The sequence below is a fragment of the Streptomyces sp. NPDC001532 genome, assembly GCF_040298625.1.
Lineage (GTDB): Bacteria > Actinomycetota > Actinomycetes > Streptomycetales > Streptomycetaceae > Streptomyces.
This window is the reverse complement of record NZ_JBEPAL010000001.1, coordinates 367,476-384,603: the sequence shown is the minus strand read 5'-3', so window position 1 is coordinate 384,603 and position 17,128 is coordinate 367,476. Positions and strand designations below refer to the sequence as shown.

13 protein-coding genes and 1 pseudogene are annotated in these 17,128 nt (G+C 73.0%); 6 read left to right on the top strand and 8 right to left on the bottom strand.

The window, feature by feature from the left end:
* Positions 1 to 6: 6 nt before the first annotated feature.
* The 3 genes from ABT232_RS01705 to ABT232_RS01695 are packed head-to-tail and all read right to left on the bottom strand — an operon-like array spanning position 7 to position 4,497.
* Positions 7 to 948: a hydroxymethylglutaryl-CoA lyase gene (locus ABT232_RS01705; protein WP_351834326.1), complete on the bottom strand. Its 942-nt coding sequence runs from the start codon at positions 946 to 948 to the stop codon at positions 7 to 9.
* A complete protein-coding gene (locus tag ABT232_RS01700; RefSeq protein WP_351834323.1) occupies positions 945 to 2,867 on the bottom strand; it encodes an acetyl/propionyl/methylcrotonyl-CoA carboxylase subunit alpha in 1,923 nt (640 codons plus the stop codon). Before ABT232_RS01700 ends, ABT232_RS01705 begins: the two co-directional genes overlap by 4 nt.
* 13 nt (positions 2,868 to 2,880) lie before the next feature.
* Entirely contained in the window at positions 2,881 to 4,497 is a 1,617-nt protein-coding gene (locus tag ABT232_RS01695) for a carboxyl transferase domain-containing protein (protein ID WP_351834320.1), read from the bottom strand.
* Positions 4,498 to 4,583: 86 nt separating this feature from the next.
* On the opposite strand from ABT232_RS01695, the gene ABT232_RS01690 reads away from it, so the two are divergent.
* The 3 genes from ABT232_RS01690 to tesB all read left to right on the top strand — a co-directional run bounded on the left by ABT232_RS01690 (position 4,584) and on the right by tesB (position 7,376).
* The gene (locus ABT232_RS01690) at positions 4,584 to 5,246 is read left to right on the top strand and encodes an SACE_7040 family transcriptional regulator (RefSeq protein WP_351834317.1); all 663 of its coding nucleotides are present in this window, start codon (positions 4,584 to 4,586) and stop codon (positions 5,244 to 5,246) included.
* 97 nt (positions 5,247 to 5,343) lie between these two features.
* Positions 5,344 to 6,501, top strand: a complete 1,158-nt coding sequence (locus tag ABT232_RS01685) for an acyl-CoA dehydrogenase family protein (RefSeq protein WP_351834315.1) — start codon at positions 5,344 to 5,346, stop codon at positions 6,499 to 6,501.
* Positions 6,502 to 6,509: 8 nt separating this feature from the next.
* Positions 6,510 to 7,376, top strand: a complete 867-nt coding sequence (tesB, locus tag ABT232_RS01680) for an acyl-CoA thioesterase II (RefSeq protein WP_351834313.1) — start codon at positions 6,510 to 6,512, stop codon at positions 7,374 to 7,376.
* 54 nt (positions 7,377 to 7,430) lie between these two features.
* Here the strand turns inward: tesB and ABT232_RS01675 are convergent, their stop codons facing one another.
* Positions 7,431 to 8,219, bottom strand: coding sequence for a phosphatase (locus ABT232_RS01675; protein ID WP_351834310.1), 789 nt, complete (start codon positions 8,217 to 8,219; stop codon positions 7,431 to 7,433).
* Between the two features lie 78 nt (positions 8,220 to 8,297).
* Positions 8,298 to 9,767: a PucR family transcriptional regulator ligand-binding domain-containing protein gene (locus tag ABT232_RS01670; RefSeq protein ID WP_351834309.1), complete on the bottom strand. Its 1,470-nt coding sequence runs from the start codon at positions 9,765 to 9,767 to the stop codon at positions 8,298 to 8,300.
* A 127-nt stretch (positions 9,768 to 9,894) separates the two neighbouring features.
* Here ABT232_RS01670 and speB point away from each other — a divergent pair, with 127 nt between their 5' ends.
* Both speB and ABT232_RS01660 read left to right on the top strand, forming a co-directional pair.
* A complete protein-coding gene (speB, locus tag ABT232_RS01665) occupies positions 9,895 to 10,875 on the top strand; it encodes an agmatinase (protein ID WP_351834307.1) in 981 nt (326 codons plus the stop codon).
* Positions 10,872 to 12,557 (top strand): thiamine pyrophosphate-binding protein, encoded by a 1,686-nt coding sequence (locus ABT232_RS01660; RefSeq protein ID WP_351834304.1) that lies wholly within the window; start codon positions 10,872 to 10,874, stop codon positions 12,555 to 12,557. Before speB ends, ABT232_RS01660 begins: the two co-directional genes overlap by 4 nt.
* 89 nt (positions 12,558 to 12,646) lie before the next feature.
* Here ABT232_RS01660 and ABT232_RS01655 read toward each other — a convergent pair.
* A pseudogene (locus ABT232_RS01655) lies at positions 12,647 to 13,006 on the bottom strand (ATP-binding protein); the annotation flags it as partial.
* A gap of 156 nt (positions 13,007 to 13,162) precedes the next feature.
* On the opposite strand from ABT232_RS01655, the gene ABT232_RS01650 reads away from it, so the two are divergent.
* On the top strand, positions 13,163 to 13,921 hold the full coding sequence (locus ABT232_RS01650) for a GntR family transcriptional regulator (protein WP_351834303.1): 759 nt from the start codon (positions 13,163 to 13,165) through the stop codon (positions 13,919 to 13,921).
* A 55-nt stretch (positions 13,922 to 13,976) separates the two neighbouring features.
* On the opposite strand, the gene ABT232_RS01645 is transcribed toward ABT232_RS01650, so the two are convergent.
* Both ABT232_RS01645 and ABT232_RS01640 read right to left on the bottom strand, forming a co-directional pair.
* Entirely contained in the window at positions 13,977 to 14,780 is an 804-nt protein-coding gene (locus ABT232_RS01645) for an endonuclease I family protein (RefSeq protein WP_351834301.1), read from the bottom strand.
* A gap of 195 nt (positions 14,781 to 14,975) precedes the next feature.
* Complete coding sequence (locus ABT232_RS01640) at positions 14,976 to 17,120, bottom strand: ArnT family glycosyltransferase (RefSeq protein WP_351834299.1); 2,145 nt, start codon at positions 17,118 to 17,120, stop codon at positions 14,976 to 14,978.
* Positions 17,121 to 17,128 lie beyond the last annotated feature (8 nt).

The following is a 17,128-nucleotide window of genomic DNA, read 5'->3' as shown; positions in this document are numbered from 1 at the left end:
CGTTCTTCACTGCTCCTTGTGGGAGAGGGCTCTGACGGTGCGGGACGGGCTGGGACGGCCCAGCCGTTCGGCCATCCACACGCTGGTGGCGGTGAGACGGCCGAGGTCGACGCCGGTGTCGATGCCGAGGCCCCGCAGCATCCACACCAGATCCTCGGTGGCCAGGTTGCCGGTGGCGCTCTTCGCGTACGGGCAGCCGCCCAGGCCGCCCGCGGAGGCGTCGATGGTGGTCACCCCGTGCCGCAGCGCCGCGAGGGTGTTCGCCAGCGCCTGGCCGTAGGTGTCGTGGAAGTGCACGCCGAGCGCGTCGGCCGGGATCCCGGCGGCGTCGAGCGCGGTGAGGAGCGCGCCCACGTGCCCGGGCGTGGCCACTCCGATGGTGTCGCCGAGGCTCAGCTCGTCACAGCCCATGTCCCGCAGGGCCGCGCAGACCCGGACCACCTGGGGGACGGGCACCGGGCCCTCCCAGGGGTCGCCGAAGCACATGGAGAGGTAGCCGCGGACGTGTCCGCCCGCCGCCTTGGCGCGGGCCACCACCGGCTCGAACATGGCCAGTGCCTCGTCCACCGTGCGGTTGAGGTTGGCCTTGGCGAAGGACTCGGTGGCGCTGGCGAACACGGCGACCCGGCGGGCGCCGAGCGCGAGGGCGCGGTCCAGGCCGCGTTCGTTCGGCACCAGCACCGGCAGGTCCGCCCGGACGTCGCCGAGCATCGGGAACAGCTGCTCGGCGTCGGCCAGTTGGGGCACCCACTTCGGGTGTACGAAGCTGGTCGCCTCGATGGTGCCCAGGCCCGCGTCGGCGAGGCGGCGGACGAACTCCGCCTTCACCTCGGTGGGCACCGTCGCCTTCTCGTTCTGGAGGCCGTCGCGCGGGCCCACCTCGTGGATGCGCACCCGGGCCGGCAGGCCCTGCTCCGGCACCGTCATGGGCAGTTGGCCGGCCGTCATCGCGCCGCCTCCTCGTGCGGGGCGATCACCGCGAGGACCTGGTCCATCGCGACCGTGGTGCCCGGGACGACGTCGAGTTCGGCGACCGTGCCCGCGTGCGGGGCGGAGATGACGTGCTCCATCTTCATCGCCTCCACCACCAGCAGGCTCTGGCCGGCCGCCACCTCGTCGCCGACCGCGACCTTCACCACCGTCACCGTGCCGGGCATGGGCGCGGTCAGGGAGTCGGCGCCCGCGTGGGCGGCCCGGTCGAGGGAGGCGGTCACCGGGTCGTGGTCGCGCACGTGCCAGGCGTCGCCGTCGCGGCCCAGCCACTCACCGGCGCGGTGGAAGGTGTGCCGGACGCCGTCGAGGGTGACGCAGACCCGGTCGTCGGTGACGGTGTGGGTGCCGCGGCCCTCGTGCACGACGGGTTCCTGTCCCGGCACCCGCAGCGGGAAGGCGACGGGCTTCGGTGTGCCGCCGAGGCGCCAGCCGCTCGGCACGGAGAACGGGTCGGTCCAGCCGTCCCGACCGGGCCTCAGCGCGTCCAGACGGACGGCCGCCGCCGCCTCGTACACCTCCCGCGGCACCTCGGTCGGCACCAGCGCCTCGGCCTCGCGCTCTACCAGACCGGTGTCCAGGTCGCCCGCGACGACCGCCGGGTGGGCCAGCAGCCGGCGCAGGAAGCCCGCGTTGGTGGGCACGCCCAGCGTGACCGTCTCGGCGAGCGCCGCACGCAGTCTGCGCAGGGCGGTGGCGCGGTCCGGGCCGTAGGCGATGACCTTGGACAGCATCGGGTCGTAGAGGCTGCCGACCTCGCTGCCCTCGCTGAGCCCGGAGTCGGTGCGCAGGCCGTCGCCCTGGGGCTCGCGCAGCCGCAGCACGGTGCCGCCGGACGGCAGGAAACCGCGCGCCGGGTCCTCGGCGCAGATGCGGGCCTCCACCGCGTGCCCGGTCAGCCGGATGTCGTCCTGGGCGTACGGCAGCTTCTCGCCGGCCGCCACCCGCAGCTGCCACTCCACCAGGTCCAGGCCGGTGACCAGCTCGGTGACCGGGTGCTCCACCTGGAGGCGGGTGTTCATCTCCATGAAGTAGTACGCCGACGGGTCGCCGCCGGGGACGATGAACTCCACCGTGCCCGCGCCGACGTACCCGCAGGAGCGGGCCGCCTGGACCGCGGCCTCGCCCATCGCCGCGCGGGTCGCCTCGTCCAGCAGGACGCTGGGCGCCTCCTCGACGATCTTCTGGTGACGGCGCTGGAGCGAGCACTCGCGCTCGCCGAGGTGCACCACGTTGCCGTGCGCGTCGGCCAGCACCTGGATCTCGATGTGCCGGGGGCGGTCGATCCAGCGTTCCACCAGCAGGGTGTCGTCGCCGAAGGAGGCCGCGGCCTCACGGCGGGCGGCGGCGATCTCCTCCTCCAGCAGCTCCAGGTCGCGCACCAGCCGCATGCCCTTGCCGCCGCCGCCCGCGCTGGGCTTCAGCAGCACCGGCGCGCCCAGCTCGCGGGCCGCCTCGGCGAGGCCGGGGTCGCGGCCGCCGGGCACCACGGGGACGCCGGCCGCGCCGACCGTCTCCTTGGCGCGGATCTTGTCGCCCATCAGGGCGATGGCGTCCGCCGGGGGTCCGATGAACACCAGCCCGGCCTCGGCGCAGGCGCGTGCGAAGCCGGCGTTCTCCGCCAGGAAGCCGTACCCCGGGTGGACGGCCTGGGCGCCGGAGCGCTCGGCGGCCGCCAGCAGCCGCTCCACCGAGAGATAGCTCTCGGCGGCCGGCGCGGGACCGAGCCGGACCGCGGTGTCGGCCTCCCGGACGTGCCGGGCGTCGGCGTCGGCGTCGGAGAAGACGGCGACGGAGCGCACGCCGAGCGCGCGCAGCGTACGGATGACCCGGACCGCGATCTCACCGCGGTTGGCCACCAGCACCGTGTCGAACAATTCAGTCCCCTCCTCACATCCGGAAGACGCCGAACTGCGGCTCGCCCAGCGGGGCGTTCGCGCAGGCCGTCAGAGCCAGACCCAGCACCTGGCGGGTCTCCAGCGGGTCGATGACGCCGTCGTCCCAGAGCCGGGCCGTGGCGTAGTAGGCGTTGCCCTGGCGCTCGTACTGGGCGCGGATCGGGGCCTTGAAGGTCTCCTCCTCCTCGGCCGGCCAGGACTCGCCGCGGGCCTCCAGCTGGTCCCGCTTGACGGTGGCGAGGACCGAGGCGGCCTGCTCGCCGCCCATGACGGAGATCTTGGCGTTGGGCCACATCCACAGGAAGCGGGGCGAGTACGCCCGCCCGCACATGGAGTAGTTGCCCGCCCCGTAGGAACCGCCGACCACGACGGTCAGCTTCGGGACGCGGGTGCAGGCGACGGCGGTGACCATCTTGGCGCCGTGCTTGGCGATGCCCCCCGCCTCGTAGTCCCGGCCCACCATGAAGCCGGAGATGTTCTGGAGGAACACCAGCGGGATGCCGCGCTGGTCGCACAGCTCGATGAAGTGCGCGCCCTTCTGGGCGGACTCGGCGAAGAGGATGCCGTTGTTGGCGACGATGCCGACCGGGTGGCCGTGGATCCGGGCGAAGCCGGTGACCAGCGTCTGCCCGAACTCGGACTTGAACTCGGCGAACCGCGAGCCGTCGACCACGCGGGCGATGATCTCCCGCACGTCGTACGGGGTGCGCGGGTCGGCCGGGACCGCGCCGTACAGCCCGAAGGGGTCCACCTTGGGCTCGACCGCCGGGCGCACCTCCCACGGGAGGGGTCCGCGCGCGGGGAGGGTGTCGACGATGGTGCGGACGATGCGCAGCGCGTGCGCGTCGTCCTCCGCGAGGTGGTCCGTCACGCCGGAGACCCGGGAGTGGACCTCGCCGCCGCCCAGCTCCTCGGCGGTGACGACCTCGCCGGTGGCGGCCTTCACCAGCGGCGGGCCGCCCAGGAAGATCGTGCCCTGGTTGCGCACGATCACGGCCTCGTCGCTCATCGCCGGGACGTAGGCGCCGCCGGCGGTGCACGAGCCGAGGACGGCGGCGATCTGAGGGATGCCCGCGCCGGACATCCGGGCCTGGTTGTAGAAGATCCGCCCGAAGTGCTCGCGGTCCGGGAACACCTCGTCCTGCATCGGCAGGAAGGCGCCGCCGGAGTCGACGAGGTAGAGGCACGGGAGCCGGTTCTCCAGCGCGACCTCCTGGGCGCGCAGGTGCTTCTTCACCGTCATCGGGTAGTAGGTGCCGCCCTTGACGGTGGCGTCGTTGGCCACGATCACGCACTCGCGTCCGGAGACCCGGCCGATCCCCGCGATCACCCCCGCCGCCGGCGCCTGCCCGTCGTACAGCCCGTCGGCCGCCAGCGGGGCCAGCTCCAGGAACGGGGAGCCCGCGTCGAGCAGCGTGTCCACCCGGTCCCTCGGCAGCAGCTTGCCGCGCGCGGTGTGCCGGGCGCGCGCCTTCTCGCCGCCGCCCAGCCGGGCCGCGGCGAGCTTGCCGTGCAGCTCCTCGACCAGCGCGCGGTGCGCCGCCTCGTTGGCCTGCCAGGCCTCCGACGCGGGATCCGCCGCGGTCGTCAGCTCCGGTGCCTGGTCCATCCTGCGGTCCCCTCACCTTGTTAATGAGCGTTAACGCATTTCCTTCAGGTTAACGACCGCTAACCTCCCTGTCTAGAATTGTTTTCATGGCCACCAGAACCGACGCCCCCACCCGCCGCGAGCAGATCCTGAAGGAGGCCGCCCGGCTCTTCGCCGAGCGCGGCTTCCACGGTGTCGGGGTGGATGAGATAGGTGCCGCGGTCGGCATCAGCGGCCCCGGCCTCTACCGGCACTTCGCGGGCAAGGACGCGATGCTGGCGGAGCTGCTGGTCGGCATCAGCGGCCGGCTCCTGACCGGCGCGAAGCGGCGCCTTCAGGAGGCCGGGGGCGCGGACGGCGCGGCACCGGAGACGGTCCTCGACTCGCTCATCGAGGGCCACATCGACTTCGCGCTCGACGACCGTCCCCTGATCACCCTGCACGACCGCGAGCTGGACCGCCTCCGGGAGAGCGACCGCAAGCTGGTCCGCCAGCTCCAGCGGCAGTACGTGGAGCTGTGGGTGGAGGTGCTGCGCAAGGTCCACCCGGCCCTCGCCGAGCCCACCGCCCGCTCCGCCGTCCACTCGGTCTTCGGCCTGCTGAACTCCACCCCCCATCTGGGGCGCCGGGGGGCGCTGCCGGGGCGCGGGGCGACGGCGGAGCTGCTGCACCGGATGGCCCGCGGGGCGTTCGAGGCGGCGGGGGCGGACTTCACCGGCCCGGAGCCGGATCCCGAGCCGGACGCGGAGGCGTACCCGGGCCGGGCGTGACGAGCGTTACGGCCGCCCCACTCTGGACGCCTGTACCTACCCGCCGGTACGGTAAGCCTGAGCAAGCGCTTAGATACGTACCGGTGGAGGTGGCGGCGTGCGCCGTACGGTGTTCAACGAGGATCACGAGGCGTTCCGGGAGACCCTGCGCGCCTTCATCGAGGCCGAGGTCGTCCCGGTCTACGACGAGTGGTTCGCAGCCGGCCAGGCGCCGCGCGAGTTCTACTACAAGCTCGGCGAGCTGGGCATCTTCGGCATCAACGTGCCGGAGGAGTACGGTGGCGCGGGCATGGACAGCCACAAGTTCGAGGCCGTCCTCTACGAGGAGACCGCCCGCGCGGGCGTCCAGTTCGGCGGCTCCGGCGTGCACGTGCTGCTCGCCCTGCCCTACATCAACATGCTGGCCACGGACGAGCAGAAGAAGCGCTACCTGCCGAAGTTCGTCACCGGCGAGGAGATGTGGGCCATCGCGATGACCGAGCCGGGCACCGGCTCCGACCTCGCGGGCATGAAGACCACCGCCAAGCTGAGCGAGGACGGCACGCACTACGTCCTCAACGGCGCCAAGACCTTCATCACCGGCGGTGTGCACGCCGACCGGGTGATCGTCTGCGCCCGCACCGCCGCCCCGAGCGCCGAGGACCGCCGGTTCGGCATCTCCCTCTTCGCCGTGGACACCAAGTCCGAGGGCTACTCCATCGGCCGCAAGCTGGACAAGCTGGGCCTGCGCACCTCCGACACGGCCGAGCTGGCCTTCGTCGACGTCAAGGTGCCCGTCGAGGACCTGCTCGGCGAGGAGAACAAGGGCTTCTACTACCTCGGCCACAACCTGGCCTCCGAGCGCTGGGGCATCGCCTTCGGCGCCTACGCCCAGGCCAAGGCCGCCGTCCGGTTCGCCAAGCAGTACGTCCAGGAGCGCACCGTCTTCGGCAAGCCGGTCGCCCACTTCCAGAACACCAAGTTCGAGCTGGCCGCCTGCCAGGCCGAGGTGGACGCCGCCGAGGCCGTCGCCGACCGCGCGACCGAGGCCCTGGACGCCGGTGAGCTGACCCCGGCCGAGGCCGCCTCCGCCAAGCTGTTCTGCACCGAGGTCGCGCACCGCGTCATCGACCGCTGCCTCCAGCTGCACGGCGGCTACGGCTACATGAACGAGTACCCGATCGCCCGCCTGTACGCGGACAACCGCGTCAACCGCATCTACGGCGGCACCAGCGAGATCATGAAGACGATCATCGCCAAGGACATGGGCCTGTAAGGACACGGGTGAGCCAGGCACTAGAGGATCTCCTCGATCTGCTCGACCTGGAGCAGATCGAGGAGAACATCTTCCGCGGCCAGTCCCGGTCCGCCGTCGTCCCACGTGTCTTCGGCGGGCAGGTCGCGGCCCAGGCGCTGGTCGCCGCCGGGCGGACGGTCCCCGAGGACCGGCCCGCCCACTCGCTCCACGCGTACTTCCTGCGCATGGGCGACCCCGGCGCGCCCATCGTCTACAACGTCGAGCGGCTGCGCGACGGCCGCTCCTTCACCACCCGCCGGGTGGTCGCCGTCCAGCACGGCAGGCCGATCTTCTCCCTCTCCGCGTCCTTCCAGACGTACGAGGAAGGGCTCGACCACCAGAGCGCCATGCCGCCCGCGCCGGACCCGGACTCGCTGCTCACCTCGCGCGAGCGGTTCGCCGGCTACGACCACCTCGACCCGCGGATCGTCGAACGCTTCCTTGAGGCCCGCGAGGCGATCGACCTGCGGTACGCCGAGGAGCCTCCCTACGGGAAGTTCGGCGAGCCGCGCGAACCGCACTCCCAGGTGTGGTTCCGCACCGCGGGCAAACTCGGCGACGACCCCCTGCTGCACGTCGTCCTCGCGACGTACGTCTCCGACATGACCCTGCTCGACTCGGTGCTGCTCGCGCACGGCCGCGGCGGCTGGGCCGTCGGTGACGTGGTCGGCGCCTCCCTGGACCACGCGATGTGGTTCCACCGCCCGTTCCGCGCCGACGAATGGCTGCTGTACGACCAGGAGTCCCCGTCGGCCCACGGCGGACGCGGCCTCGGACAGGCCCGGATCTACACCCAGGACGGCCGTCTCGCCATCTCGGTGATCCAGGAAGGCGTGGTCCGCGTCCCTCGGTGACCCGCCTCGGGGGTGCGGCGCGCCTTCCCGGCCCCACCCCCGCGGCGGTCCCGCTCACTCCAGCCCCGCCTCCGACAGGAGATACGCCGTCATCGGGTCGTAGTAGCGGGGGCTGACCACATGGTCGTCCAGCGGCACCGTCACCTGGAGGGTCCCCTCCGCCTCGGCGAGGAACAGCGCCGGGTCGTTGCAGTCCGCGTACCCGACCGAGTCCACCCCGTGCTGCCCCGCGTACCCCGCCCAGCCGTGGTCCGCGACCACCAGGTCGGGCAGCGGGCGGCCGGCGCGCTCCAGGCCGGTCAGGATGGCCTTCATCGGCTCGCCCGAATGGGTGTGCCAGAGGGTGGCGCCGTGCTCCAGCACCGCCACGTCCGCGAACTGCATGACGTACCCCTCGTCCGTCTGCAGGCCGTCCGGGATGACAACGATCTCGCAGCCGGCGGCGCGCAGCGCGGCGGCCGTCGCCCGGTGCACATCGAGCAGCCCGCCCGGGTGACCGGTCGCGAACAGCACCCGCTGCCGCCCCTCCGCCGCCTTCCGCAGCCTCCCGGCCAGCCGCTCCAGCGCGGCGACGGTCAGCTCGGGGTCGATGGTGTCCTGGCCGTACCGGTACTCGGGGTCGTCGTTCACCCCCACCCGCTCCGCCATCACCGCGAGCACGTCCTGCTCGTCCGTCCAGCGGTCGCCGAGCTCCAGCCCGAGCCAGAAGTTGCGGACGCCGTTCGCCAGTTGGCGGTAGTGGGAGAGGTTGTTCTCACGCGGGGTGGCGACATCGCCCGCGATACGGGTGCGCACGAGGTGGTCGACGAGCTCGGCGCGGCTGGGTGTCCCGGGTATCGGCATGGCTCCCATTGTGAGGCAGACGGCCGTGTCCGTCCTTGACGTGCGGGGCGCTGGGATGTGGATCACGCCCGGCGGCCGTCACACCTGCCGCAGCGCGAACCACAACTCCATCCGCACATCGGGATCGTCCAGGTCCATCTCCAGCAAGGCCGCGCACCGGGCGACACGTTGGCGGACGGTGTTGCGGTGCACGGAGAGGGCGACGGCTGTGCGGTCCCAGCTGCCGTGCAGGGACAGCCAGGTGCGCAGCGTCTCGGGGAGCGGCGGGGTGAGCGGGGCGAGCAGGGCGTCGGCGTGGGAGCGCGCCTCGGCGGGCTGGAGCAGGTCCGTCAGGGACGGCCGGGGATCCGGGCGCAGCAGCGGCACCCGGGTGGCGCGGGCACGGGAGAGGGCGCGGGCGGCCTGGGTGTCGGCCGCGGCAAGCGCGTCGGGCGCGGTGGGGGAGCTGACACCCAGGGTCCAGCCGGGCTGCGGGGCCGGCTCCCGCCCGGCGGGCAGCAGGACGCGTACGACCTCGTCGGCGGTGTCGACCAGCGGGGAGCCGAGGGCCGCGCCCAGCGCGGAGGCCGCCACCGGGTCCGGGGTGCCGGGGGGCGCCGGGGCCGCGTGGACGACCAGCCAGTGGTCGGCGCCGGCGCGGGCGTCGGCCAGCAGCGGGGTGACCCGCTCGGGCGGGGCGCCGAGGAGCAGCCGGACCAGCGCGGCGGAGCGGGCCGCGCCCGTGCCGCTCCGGTGCTCGCCGGTGAGCAGGGAGAGCAGGACGGCCGCGACGGAGGCGATGGTGTGGTCGCCGGGGTCGCGGCGCGGGGAGGCGACGCCGAGGACGAAGCCCCGGCCCGGGGTGAGGGCGTAGGCCGCCAGGTGGGTGCCGGAGACGGTGTCCGTGGCGGTGGTGGTGGCGGTGCGGGAGGCCAGGACGCGTGCCAGGTCCGTCAGCGCCTGCGCGGCGGGGCCGTCCGGGGCGCGGCCGGCGGACGCGATCCGCGTGCCCTCCGCGCCGTACAGCACCGCCCGCCCGGCGACCCGCCGGGCGAGCTGCCGCAGGACGGAGGGGACCGGGTCCGGGCGGGAGGCCGCGGCGGCGAGGCTCTGCTGCGCCTCGGTGACCCGCCGCAGCTCCGCCAGGCGCGCCTGCGCCATCAGCGCCCAGACCGCGCGGGCCACACCGGAGAAGGTGGTTCGCGGCGGTACCTCCAGCAGCGGCAGGCCGTGGGCCTCGCAGGCGGCCACCAGGGCGCGCGGGACCGTGTCGTGCACCGGGGCCAGACCGAAGCCGAGGGCCGCGCCGCCCGCCTCGACGATCCTGGCGACGTAGTCGGGGACGTACGTCCCGGAGTCCGCCGCCCGCGGGATGTGCACCCCGGCCGTCAGCAGCAGCTCGCCGCCCAGCAGGTACGGGTAGGGGTCGGCCATCTCCGAGGCGTGCGCCCCGTGGACCGCCACCCCGGCCGCCGACGGCCCCGCGATCTGCCGCAGGCCGAGATCCTCCCGGGCCAGGAGTGAGGTGAGAGGCACCGGAGGCGTGGGCGGAACGGTCGGTTCCGACATGATGTGCATTTCCTCCATCCGGCAGGGCTGGAATGGAGGAAAAGTACACTTCGCAGTCGCCGTCGGGCCACCTAGGGTCGAAGGTGGTCATCAGCGCCGGAGGCGCACGAGAAGGAAGGCACCCCCCATGAGCAGCAACGAGACGCCCCGCGGCCCGATCGACTCCTCCCGCGTCCCGCGGTACGCCGGTCCCGCCACCTTCGCCCGGCTGCCGCGCCTCGACGAGGTCGGCACCGCCGACGTCGCCGTGATCGGCGTCCCCTTCGACTCGGGCGTCTCCTACCGGCCGGGCGCCCGCTTCGGCGGCAACGCCATCCGCGAGGCCTCCCGGCTGCTGCGGCCGTACAACCCGGCGCAGGACGCCTCCCCCTTCGCCCTCGCCCAGGTCGCCGACGGCGGTGACATCGCCGTCAACCCGTTCAACATCAACGAGGCCGTCGAGACCGTCGAGGCCGCCGCCGACGACCTGCTCGGCACCGGCGCCCGCCTGATGACCCTCGGCGGCGACCACACCATCGCGCTGCCCCTCCTCAGGAGCGTCGCCAAGAAGCACGGCCCGGTCGCCCTGCTCCACTTCGACGCCCACCTCGACACCTGGGACACCTACTTCGGCGCCGAGTACACCCACGGCACCCCGTTCCGCCGCGCGGTGGAGGAGGGCATCCTCGACACCGAGGCGCTGTCCCACGTCGGCACCCGCGGCCCGCTCTACGGCAAGCAGGACCTCACCGACGACGAGAAGATGGGCTTCGGCATCGTCACCTCCGCCGACGTCTACCGCCGGGGCGCCGACGAGATCGCCGACCAGCTGCGCCGGCGCATCGGCGACCGCCCGCTGTACATCTCCATCGACATCGACTGCCTGGACCCGGCCCACGCCCCCGGCACCGGCACCCCCGAGGCCGGCGGCATGACCTCCCGGGAGCTCCTGGAGATCCTGCGCGGCCTGGCATCGTGCAACCTGGTGTCGGCGGACGTCGTCGAGGTGGCCCCCGCGTACGACCACGCGGAGATCACGTCGGTGGCGGCCTCCCACACCGCGTACGAGCTGACCACCATCATGTCCCGCCAGATCGCGGCGGCCCGCAAGGAGAACGAGGGCAAGTGACCCACGACCACGACCTGGAGCTTCGTCCGACGGCCGCCCAGACGGAGGCCGCGCTGAACCCTCCCCCCGGCCGCACCGGCGGAGACCTGGTCGTGGAGACCCTGGCCGGGCTGGGCGCGACCACCGTCTTCGGCCTGCCCGGCCAGCACGCCCTCGGCATGTTCGACGCGCTGCGCCGCTCCGACCTGCGGTACATCGGCCTGCGCGTCGAGAACAACGCCGGGTTCGCGGCCGACGCCTACGGCCGGATCACCGGCGAGGCGGCCCCGCTGCTGCTCTCCACCGGCCCCGGCGCGCTGACCTCGCTGGCCGCGCTCCAGGAGGCGGCGGCGGCCTCGGCGCCCGTGCTGGCGATCGCCAGCCAGGTCCCGACGGCCGGCCTCGGCGGCGGCCGCCACGGCTATCTGCACGAACTGCCCGACCAGGCCGCCTCGTTCCGCGGCGTGGTCAAGTCGGTGCACACGGTCCGCACGCAGTCGCAGATCCCCTCCGCGATCGAGGCGGCCTGGAAGTCGGCGCTGAGCGCCCCGCACGGGCCGGTGTGGGTGGAGATCCCGCAGGACGTGCTGCTCGCCGAGACGATGATCCCGGTGGTGACAGGCGGCGACGCCTTCCCCGAGGAACTGCCGCCCCGCCCGGAACTCACCGCCGTCGCCGCCCACCTCCTGTCGAACGCCGCCCGCCCGGCGATCATCGCGGGCGGCGGAGTGATCCGCGCGGACGCCTCGAAGAAGCTGCGGCAGCTGGCGGAGAAGCTCCGGGCCCCGGTCGTCACCACCCCCGGCGGCAAGGGCGCCTTCCCCTGGGAGCACCCGCTCTCGCTCCAGTCCTGGCTGGAGGACCGGCACACCACCGACTTCCTGGAGGACGCGGACGTCCTGCTGGTGGTGGGCTCCGGACTCGGCGAACTCTCCTCGAACTACCACACGTTCGCGCCGCGCGGCCGGATCGTCCAGATCGAGGCCGACCTCGGCAAGCTGGAGTCCAACCACCCGGCGCTGGGCATCCACGCGGACGCCCGCCTCGCCCTCCAGGCGCTGCTGGAGACGGTCGAGGAGCGCACCGACCCCACCGCCGAGCAGCGGACGGCCGAGCTGCTGGACCGGGTGCGCGAGCGCATCGCCGCCCAGGACCTCGACCTGGAGCAGCGGGTGCTGGCCTCGGTGCGGCGCGCCCTGCCCGCCGGCGCCCCGTCCTTCTGGGACATGACGATCCTGGCCTACTGGGCCTGGTCGGCCTTCGACGCCAAGGGCCCCAACCGGATGCACTCCGCCCAGGGCGCCGGCGGCCTCGGCTACGGCTTCCCGGCCGCCCTCGGCGCGGCGGTGGCCGACCCGACGGCACCGGTCCTCGCGGTGTCCGGCGACGGCGGCGCCCTGTACTCCGTCGCCGAACTGGCGACGGCCCGCCAGTACGACCTGAACGTCACCTGGCTGATCGTCGACGACGGCGGCTACGGCATCCTCCGCGAGTACATGACCGACGCGTTCGGCCGGGCCACGGGGACCGAGCTGACCGGGCCGGACTATGTGGCGCTGGCGGAGTCCTTCGGTGTGCCGGGCGTCCGGACGACCCCGGAGACGCTGGAGACGGACCTGGCGAAGGCACTGGCGGCACCGGGGCCGTCAGTGGTCGTACTCCCGGCGGTACTGCGGATGTTCGCGCCTACGCATCTGGGCTGAGCGGCGGCCGGAACCGCGACTTCCGCCCAAGTGGCCTTGCCGATGCCGTGTGGACGGGGACAGCACCCCCAGCGTGCGGCGAGAGCGGCGATGATGGCCAGACCTCGGCCCTCCTCGTCACCGGAACCGGCCTGCCGAGGCTCCGGCCGCGCGCTGTTCGCGTCGGCGACCTCCACCCGCAGGTATCCGTCGTACCGGGCGATGCGCACCCCGATCTGGCGGCCGGCGGGGCTGCGGGCGTGCCGAACGGCGTTGCTCATCAGTTCGGACAGCAGAAGCTCAGCGGTGTCGGCGGCCTCCCCGCCGATCGCCCACTCGACGAGCAGCGGGCGGAGGAGCGCGCGGGCGCGTCCGGCGCTGCGGGGGCTGTGGGGGCTGTGGGGTAAGCGCCACTGCACTTCTCGATCGGACACAGGGACCTTCGGTACCAGCACGTGAAACCTGGGCATCTCTAGAGATGTCCATATTGAAGCGCCTGGCCGTGAGTCGTCGCAACACATCTCTAGAGATGTCTCCGAGTTTGCTCGAATCGTCTCTGCGCTCGACTGGGGCGCGTGACGTCTGATCCCTAGGATGTCTAGAGATGATCGACGGAAGAGGTCGGGATGAGCAGCCGGGAGTCGGGGCGGCAGCCCAAGTACCAGCGGATCGCGGGGGAGCTGCGCGAGGCCATCGGGGCCGGGCGGTACGGCGCGGGGGACCGGCTGCCCGGTGAGAACGACCTCATGGCCGAGTACGCGGTGGCCCGGATGACGGCCCGCCAGGCCCTCGCGGTTCTCCAGGCGGAGGGCATCGCCGAAGCGCGCAAGGGGGCCGGCGTCTTCGTCCGGGACTTCAGGCCCATCAGGCGTCGCGGCATCGAACGCCTCGCACGCGCGCAGTGGGGCGAGGGCCGTTCCGTGTGGGCGGCCGACATCGGGGGCCGCGATCTGGTCGTCGACTCGGTCGAGGTGACCGAGGGTCAGGCGCCGGGACCGGTGGCCTCGGTTCTGGACTTGGAGGAGGACGCGCGCGTCTGCGTGCGCCGGCGCAGGTTCGTCCTCGAAGGCAAGCCGGTGCTGCTGTCGACGTCCTATCTGCCGGCCGGCCTCGTCGCCGGCACGCGGATCACGCAACCGGACACGGGCCCCGGAGGCACGTACGCGAGGCTGGCCGAACTGGGCCACGGCCCTGCCCGGTTCCGCGAGGAGGTGCGCTCCCGTATGCCCGGCCAGGACGAGGCCGAGCGGCTGGAACTGCCGGCCGGGGTGCCGGTGATGCTCGTGGCCCGGACCGCGTTCGACGCGCAGGGCAACGCCGTCGAGGTGAACGAGATGGTGCTCGACGCGTCGGCGTACGTGCTGGAGTACGGGTTCGACGCCTGACGTCCGCTCCGCTGCGGAGCGCGCGGAACACCGGTCCGCGCGCTCCCGGGGCGGCCTACCAGATCGCCTCGACCCACTCCGGGTGGTCGATGAACGGGTTGCGGTTCTTCTGGTAGGTGTCGTAGATGACCTGGTTGCGGCGCTCCTCGAAGGCGTCCGGCGGGTCCTCGTCGTTCCACTGCTTCAGGACCGACAGGCGGCCGTGGTAGCGGGTGCCGCCGTTGGTGACCAGGTCGTTGGGCTCCAGGTCGGGCCAGCCGTCGTCGCCCTCGTAGCGGACGGCCATGTAGAGGATCATGCGGGCGACGTCGCCCTTGACCGCGTCGCGCGGCTCGAAGGAGTTGGAGTCGACGAGGCTGCCGCCGCTGTTGGTGAAGCCGCTGCCGCCGTTGTCGAAGTCCAGGTTGCCGCGGACGGCGTTGACCGTCACGTCCTCCGGGCGGATGTGGTGCAGGTCGGTGCCGGGGCCCGTGGAGGTGCCGAAGTCGCCGTGCGACTGGGCCCAGACGTGCTCGCGGTTCCAGTTGCCGCTGCTGCCGCCGTTGAGCGACTTGCTCCGGGAGATGCCGGAGTACAGCAGCCTCACGTTGGCGCTGTTGTTCGGGTCCTGGTCGGTGACCTTCAGCGCCTCCCAGAGCGCCGAGTACGACAGCTTGGTCTGGCTGCTGACGATGGTGTGCAGCGAGGACTTCAGGCTGGTGCCCGTCTTGCCGACCGCGTTCTTGTAGTACGTCGTGTCGTACGCGGTGGTGGTCGCCGCGGCGGGGGTCGCGGTGAGGGCGGGAGTCGTGAGGCCGACCAGGACGGCGGCCGTGGTCAGCGCCACTGACTTCCAGCGGCTGTGGAGTGTCGCCGGCATGTGGGGTGTCCCATCTACGCGGGTTGAATGAAGGCGGCACCCGGGAGCGTGGCATGGACATGCGGCGCTGTAAATGGAATGCGCGTGTCCATCAGGTGACCTCAACGTGCAAATCAGCCCGTGTCCACGCGAGTTGGCACGGCGAGACTGCCCCCGACCGGAAGGCCGGGGGCCGTCGACCGCTGTGCCGGACGGTCAGCCGACGTCCGACGGGTCCAGGCGGTAGACCGACGACTGGCCGGTGTCCGACGACTGACCGCTGTCCGATGAGGAGGTGGACCCCGAGCCGTAGTCGGCGGCCCGCACCGCCGTGCCGTGCTCCTGCACCCAGGCGGTGATCTCGGTGCTGAGGCTCGAACCGCCGCCCATGCCACCCCCGAGCTGGACGTAGTGCAGCTCGCCGCTCTTCACCAGCTCCTTGAGGCGGGTGAGCGTCATCGCCTGATCGCTGCCGGACCAGCCCCACATCGAGATGACGGGCTCACCGCTGCTGAGGATGAGCTGCGCGGCGCTCTGCGAGTTGGCCACGGCGAGAAGCCAGCGGGCGCCGTCCTGGTGCTTCTTCAGATACGCGATCAGTTCGGTGTCGACGCCGCCGCCCATGCCGCCACGCATGCCGCCCGCACCGGGGCCGGAGCCCGACCCGCCCTGCGCGGCGTCCTCGCCGGGCGCCTGACCGCCGGGCATCTCACCACCGCCCGGCATCCGGCCTTCCGGTATCTGGCCTTCCGGCGTCTCACCGCCGCCGGGCGCCTGCCCCTCGGGCATCTCACCGCCACCGGTGCCCCCGGGCATCCCGCCGCCCTCGCCGCCCGCACCCCGGTTCCCGCCGGGCCCGCCGCCGAAGCCGCTCCCGGTCGTCGGTCCGGCCGTAGGGTTCGTACCGCTCATGCCGCCGCCCGAACCGGCCGGCACGGACCAGGCGTAGGCGGCCGGGCCCGCGACGGACGCGACGACCGCCGCCGCGACGGAGGCCGCCAGCAGCCGGGCGCGGTGCCCGGAGCGGGACAGCAGCAGACCCGCGACGGCCAGCGCCATGACGACGGCGACGGCCGGCCACAGCCAGGTGTTCCAGCCGGAGGCCCGCCGCAGCAGGACGACCGCCCAGACCCCGGTGACGCCGAGAGCGAGCGGCAGCACCCACACCCAGCGCCGGTCGGCCCGGAAGGCGCGCAGCAGCATCACGCCGCCGCCCGCGCACAGCGCCGCGATGCCGGGCGCGAGGGCGGTCGTGTAGTATGGGTGCATGGTGCCCTCGGCGAAGCTGAACGTCAGCAGGTGCAGCAGCGTCCAGCCGCCCCACAGCACCAGTGCCGCCCGCGTGAGGTCGGTGCGCGGGGCCCGCCCGCACAGCACCAGGCCGGCGACGAGGGCGATGCCCGCGAAGGGCAGCAGCCAGGAGATCTGGCCGCCGAGGACGTCGTTGAACATCCGGCCGATCCCGGCGGTCCCGGAGAAACCGCCGCCTCCGCCGCCACCGCCGTTGCCCTCGCCGCCGAGGATCCGGCCCAGCCCGTTGTAGCCCATGATCAGGTCCCAGGCGGTGCCGTCCGTGGAGCCGCCGATGTACGGCCGCCGCGAGGCGGGCACGAGGGAGACGGCGGCCGCCCACCAGAAGCTGGACACCGCCAGGGCCACGGCCGCGAGCAGCAGGTTCACGATCCGCCGCGGCAGCGCCGGCCGGGCCGCGTACAGGTACACGGCGAACACGGCGGGCAGTGCGATGTACCCCTGGAGCATCTTGGTGTTGAAGGCGAGCCCGAAGCACGCCGCCGAGCCGAGCAGCGGCAGCAGCCTGCCGTCGCGCACCGCGCGCAGGGCGAGCGCCGCGCCGCCGGTCATCAGCAGCACCAACAGGGTGTCCGGGTTGTTGTCCCGGTTGATGGCCACCGTGATCGGGGTCAGCGTCAGCACCAGCGCGGCGACGGCCGCGGCGCCGTGGCCCCACACCCGCTTCACGCCGGAGTGCAGGATCCAGATGGTGGCGAGCGCGGCGACCACCATCGGCGCCATCATCTGCCAGGTGCCGTAGCCGAGGAGCCGGCACGACAGGCCCATGACCATCAGCGCGAGCGGTGGTTTGTCGACGGTGAGGAAGTTGCCCGCGTCCAGCGAGCCGAAGAACCAGGCCTTCCAGCTCTGGGTGCCGCTCAGCACGGCGGCGCTGTAGTAGCTGTTGAGGCCGGACGCGGAGAGGTTCCAGGAGTACAGCGCCGCGGCCAGGGCCAGGATCCCGATGAATACGGGAAGCGACCAGCGCGGTGCCTTCTCCTCAGGTGAGGACTCGCGGGCGGACTCGCGTGCGGACTCGCGGGGGAGGGGATCGGTGGCAGATGTCACCAGCGCAG

What these genes read in the sequence shown, in the direction of transcription:
- ABT232_RS01675 (WP_351834310.1), bottom strand. Translation starts at nt 8,219, where the DNA reads ATGCCGATACCCGGGACACCCAGCCGCGCCGAGCTCGTCGACCACCTC.
- ABT232_RS01650 (WP_351834303.1), top strand. Translation starts at nt 13,163, where the DNA reads ATGAGCAGCCGGGAGTCGGGGCGGCAGCCCAAGTACCAGCGGATCGCG.
- speB (WP_351834307.1), top strand. Translation starts at nt 9,895, where the DNA reads ATGAGCAGCAACGAGACGCCCCGCGGCCCGATCGACTCCTCCCGCGTC.
- ABT232_RS01645 (WP_351834301.1), bottom strand. Translation starts at nt 14,780, where the DNA reads ATGCCGGCGACACTCCACAGCCGCTGGAAGTCAGTGGCGCTGACCACG.
- ABT232_RS01695 (WP_351834320.1), bottom strand. Translation starts at nt 4,497, where the DNA reads ATGGACCAGGCACCGGAGCTGACGACCGCGGCGGATCCCGCGTCGGAG.
- ABT232_RS01670 (WP_351834309.1), bottom strand. Translation starts at nt 9,767, where the DNA reads ATGTCGGAACCGACCGTTCCGCCCACGCCTCCGGTGCCTCTCACCTCA.
- ABT232_RS01690 (WP_351834317.1), top strand. Translation starts at nt 4,584, where the DNA reads ATGGCCACCAGAACCGACGCCCCCACCCGCCGCGAGCAGATCCTGAAG.
- ABT232_RS01705 (WP_351834326.1), bottom strand. Translation starts at nt 948, where the DNA reads ATGACGGCCGGCCAACTGCCCATGACGGTGCCGGAGCAGGGCCTGCCG.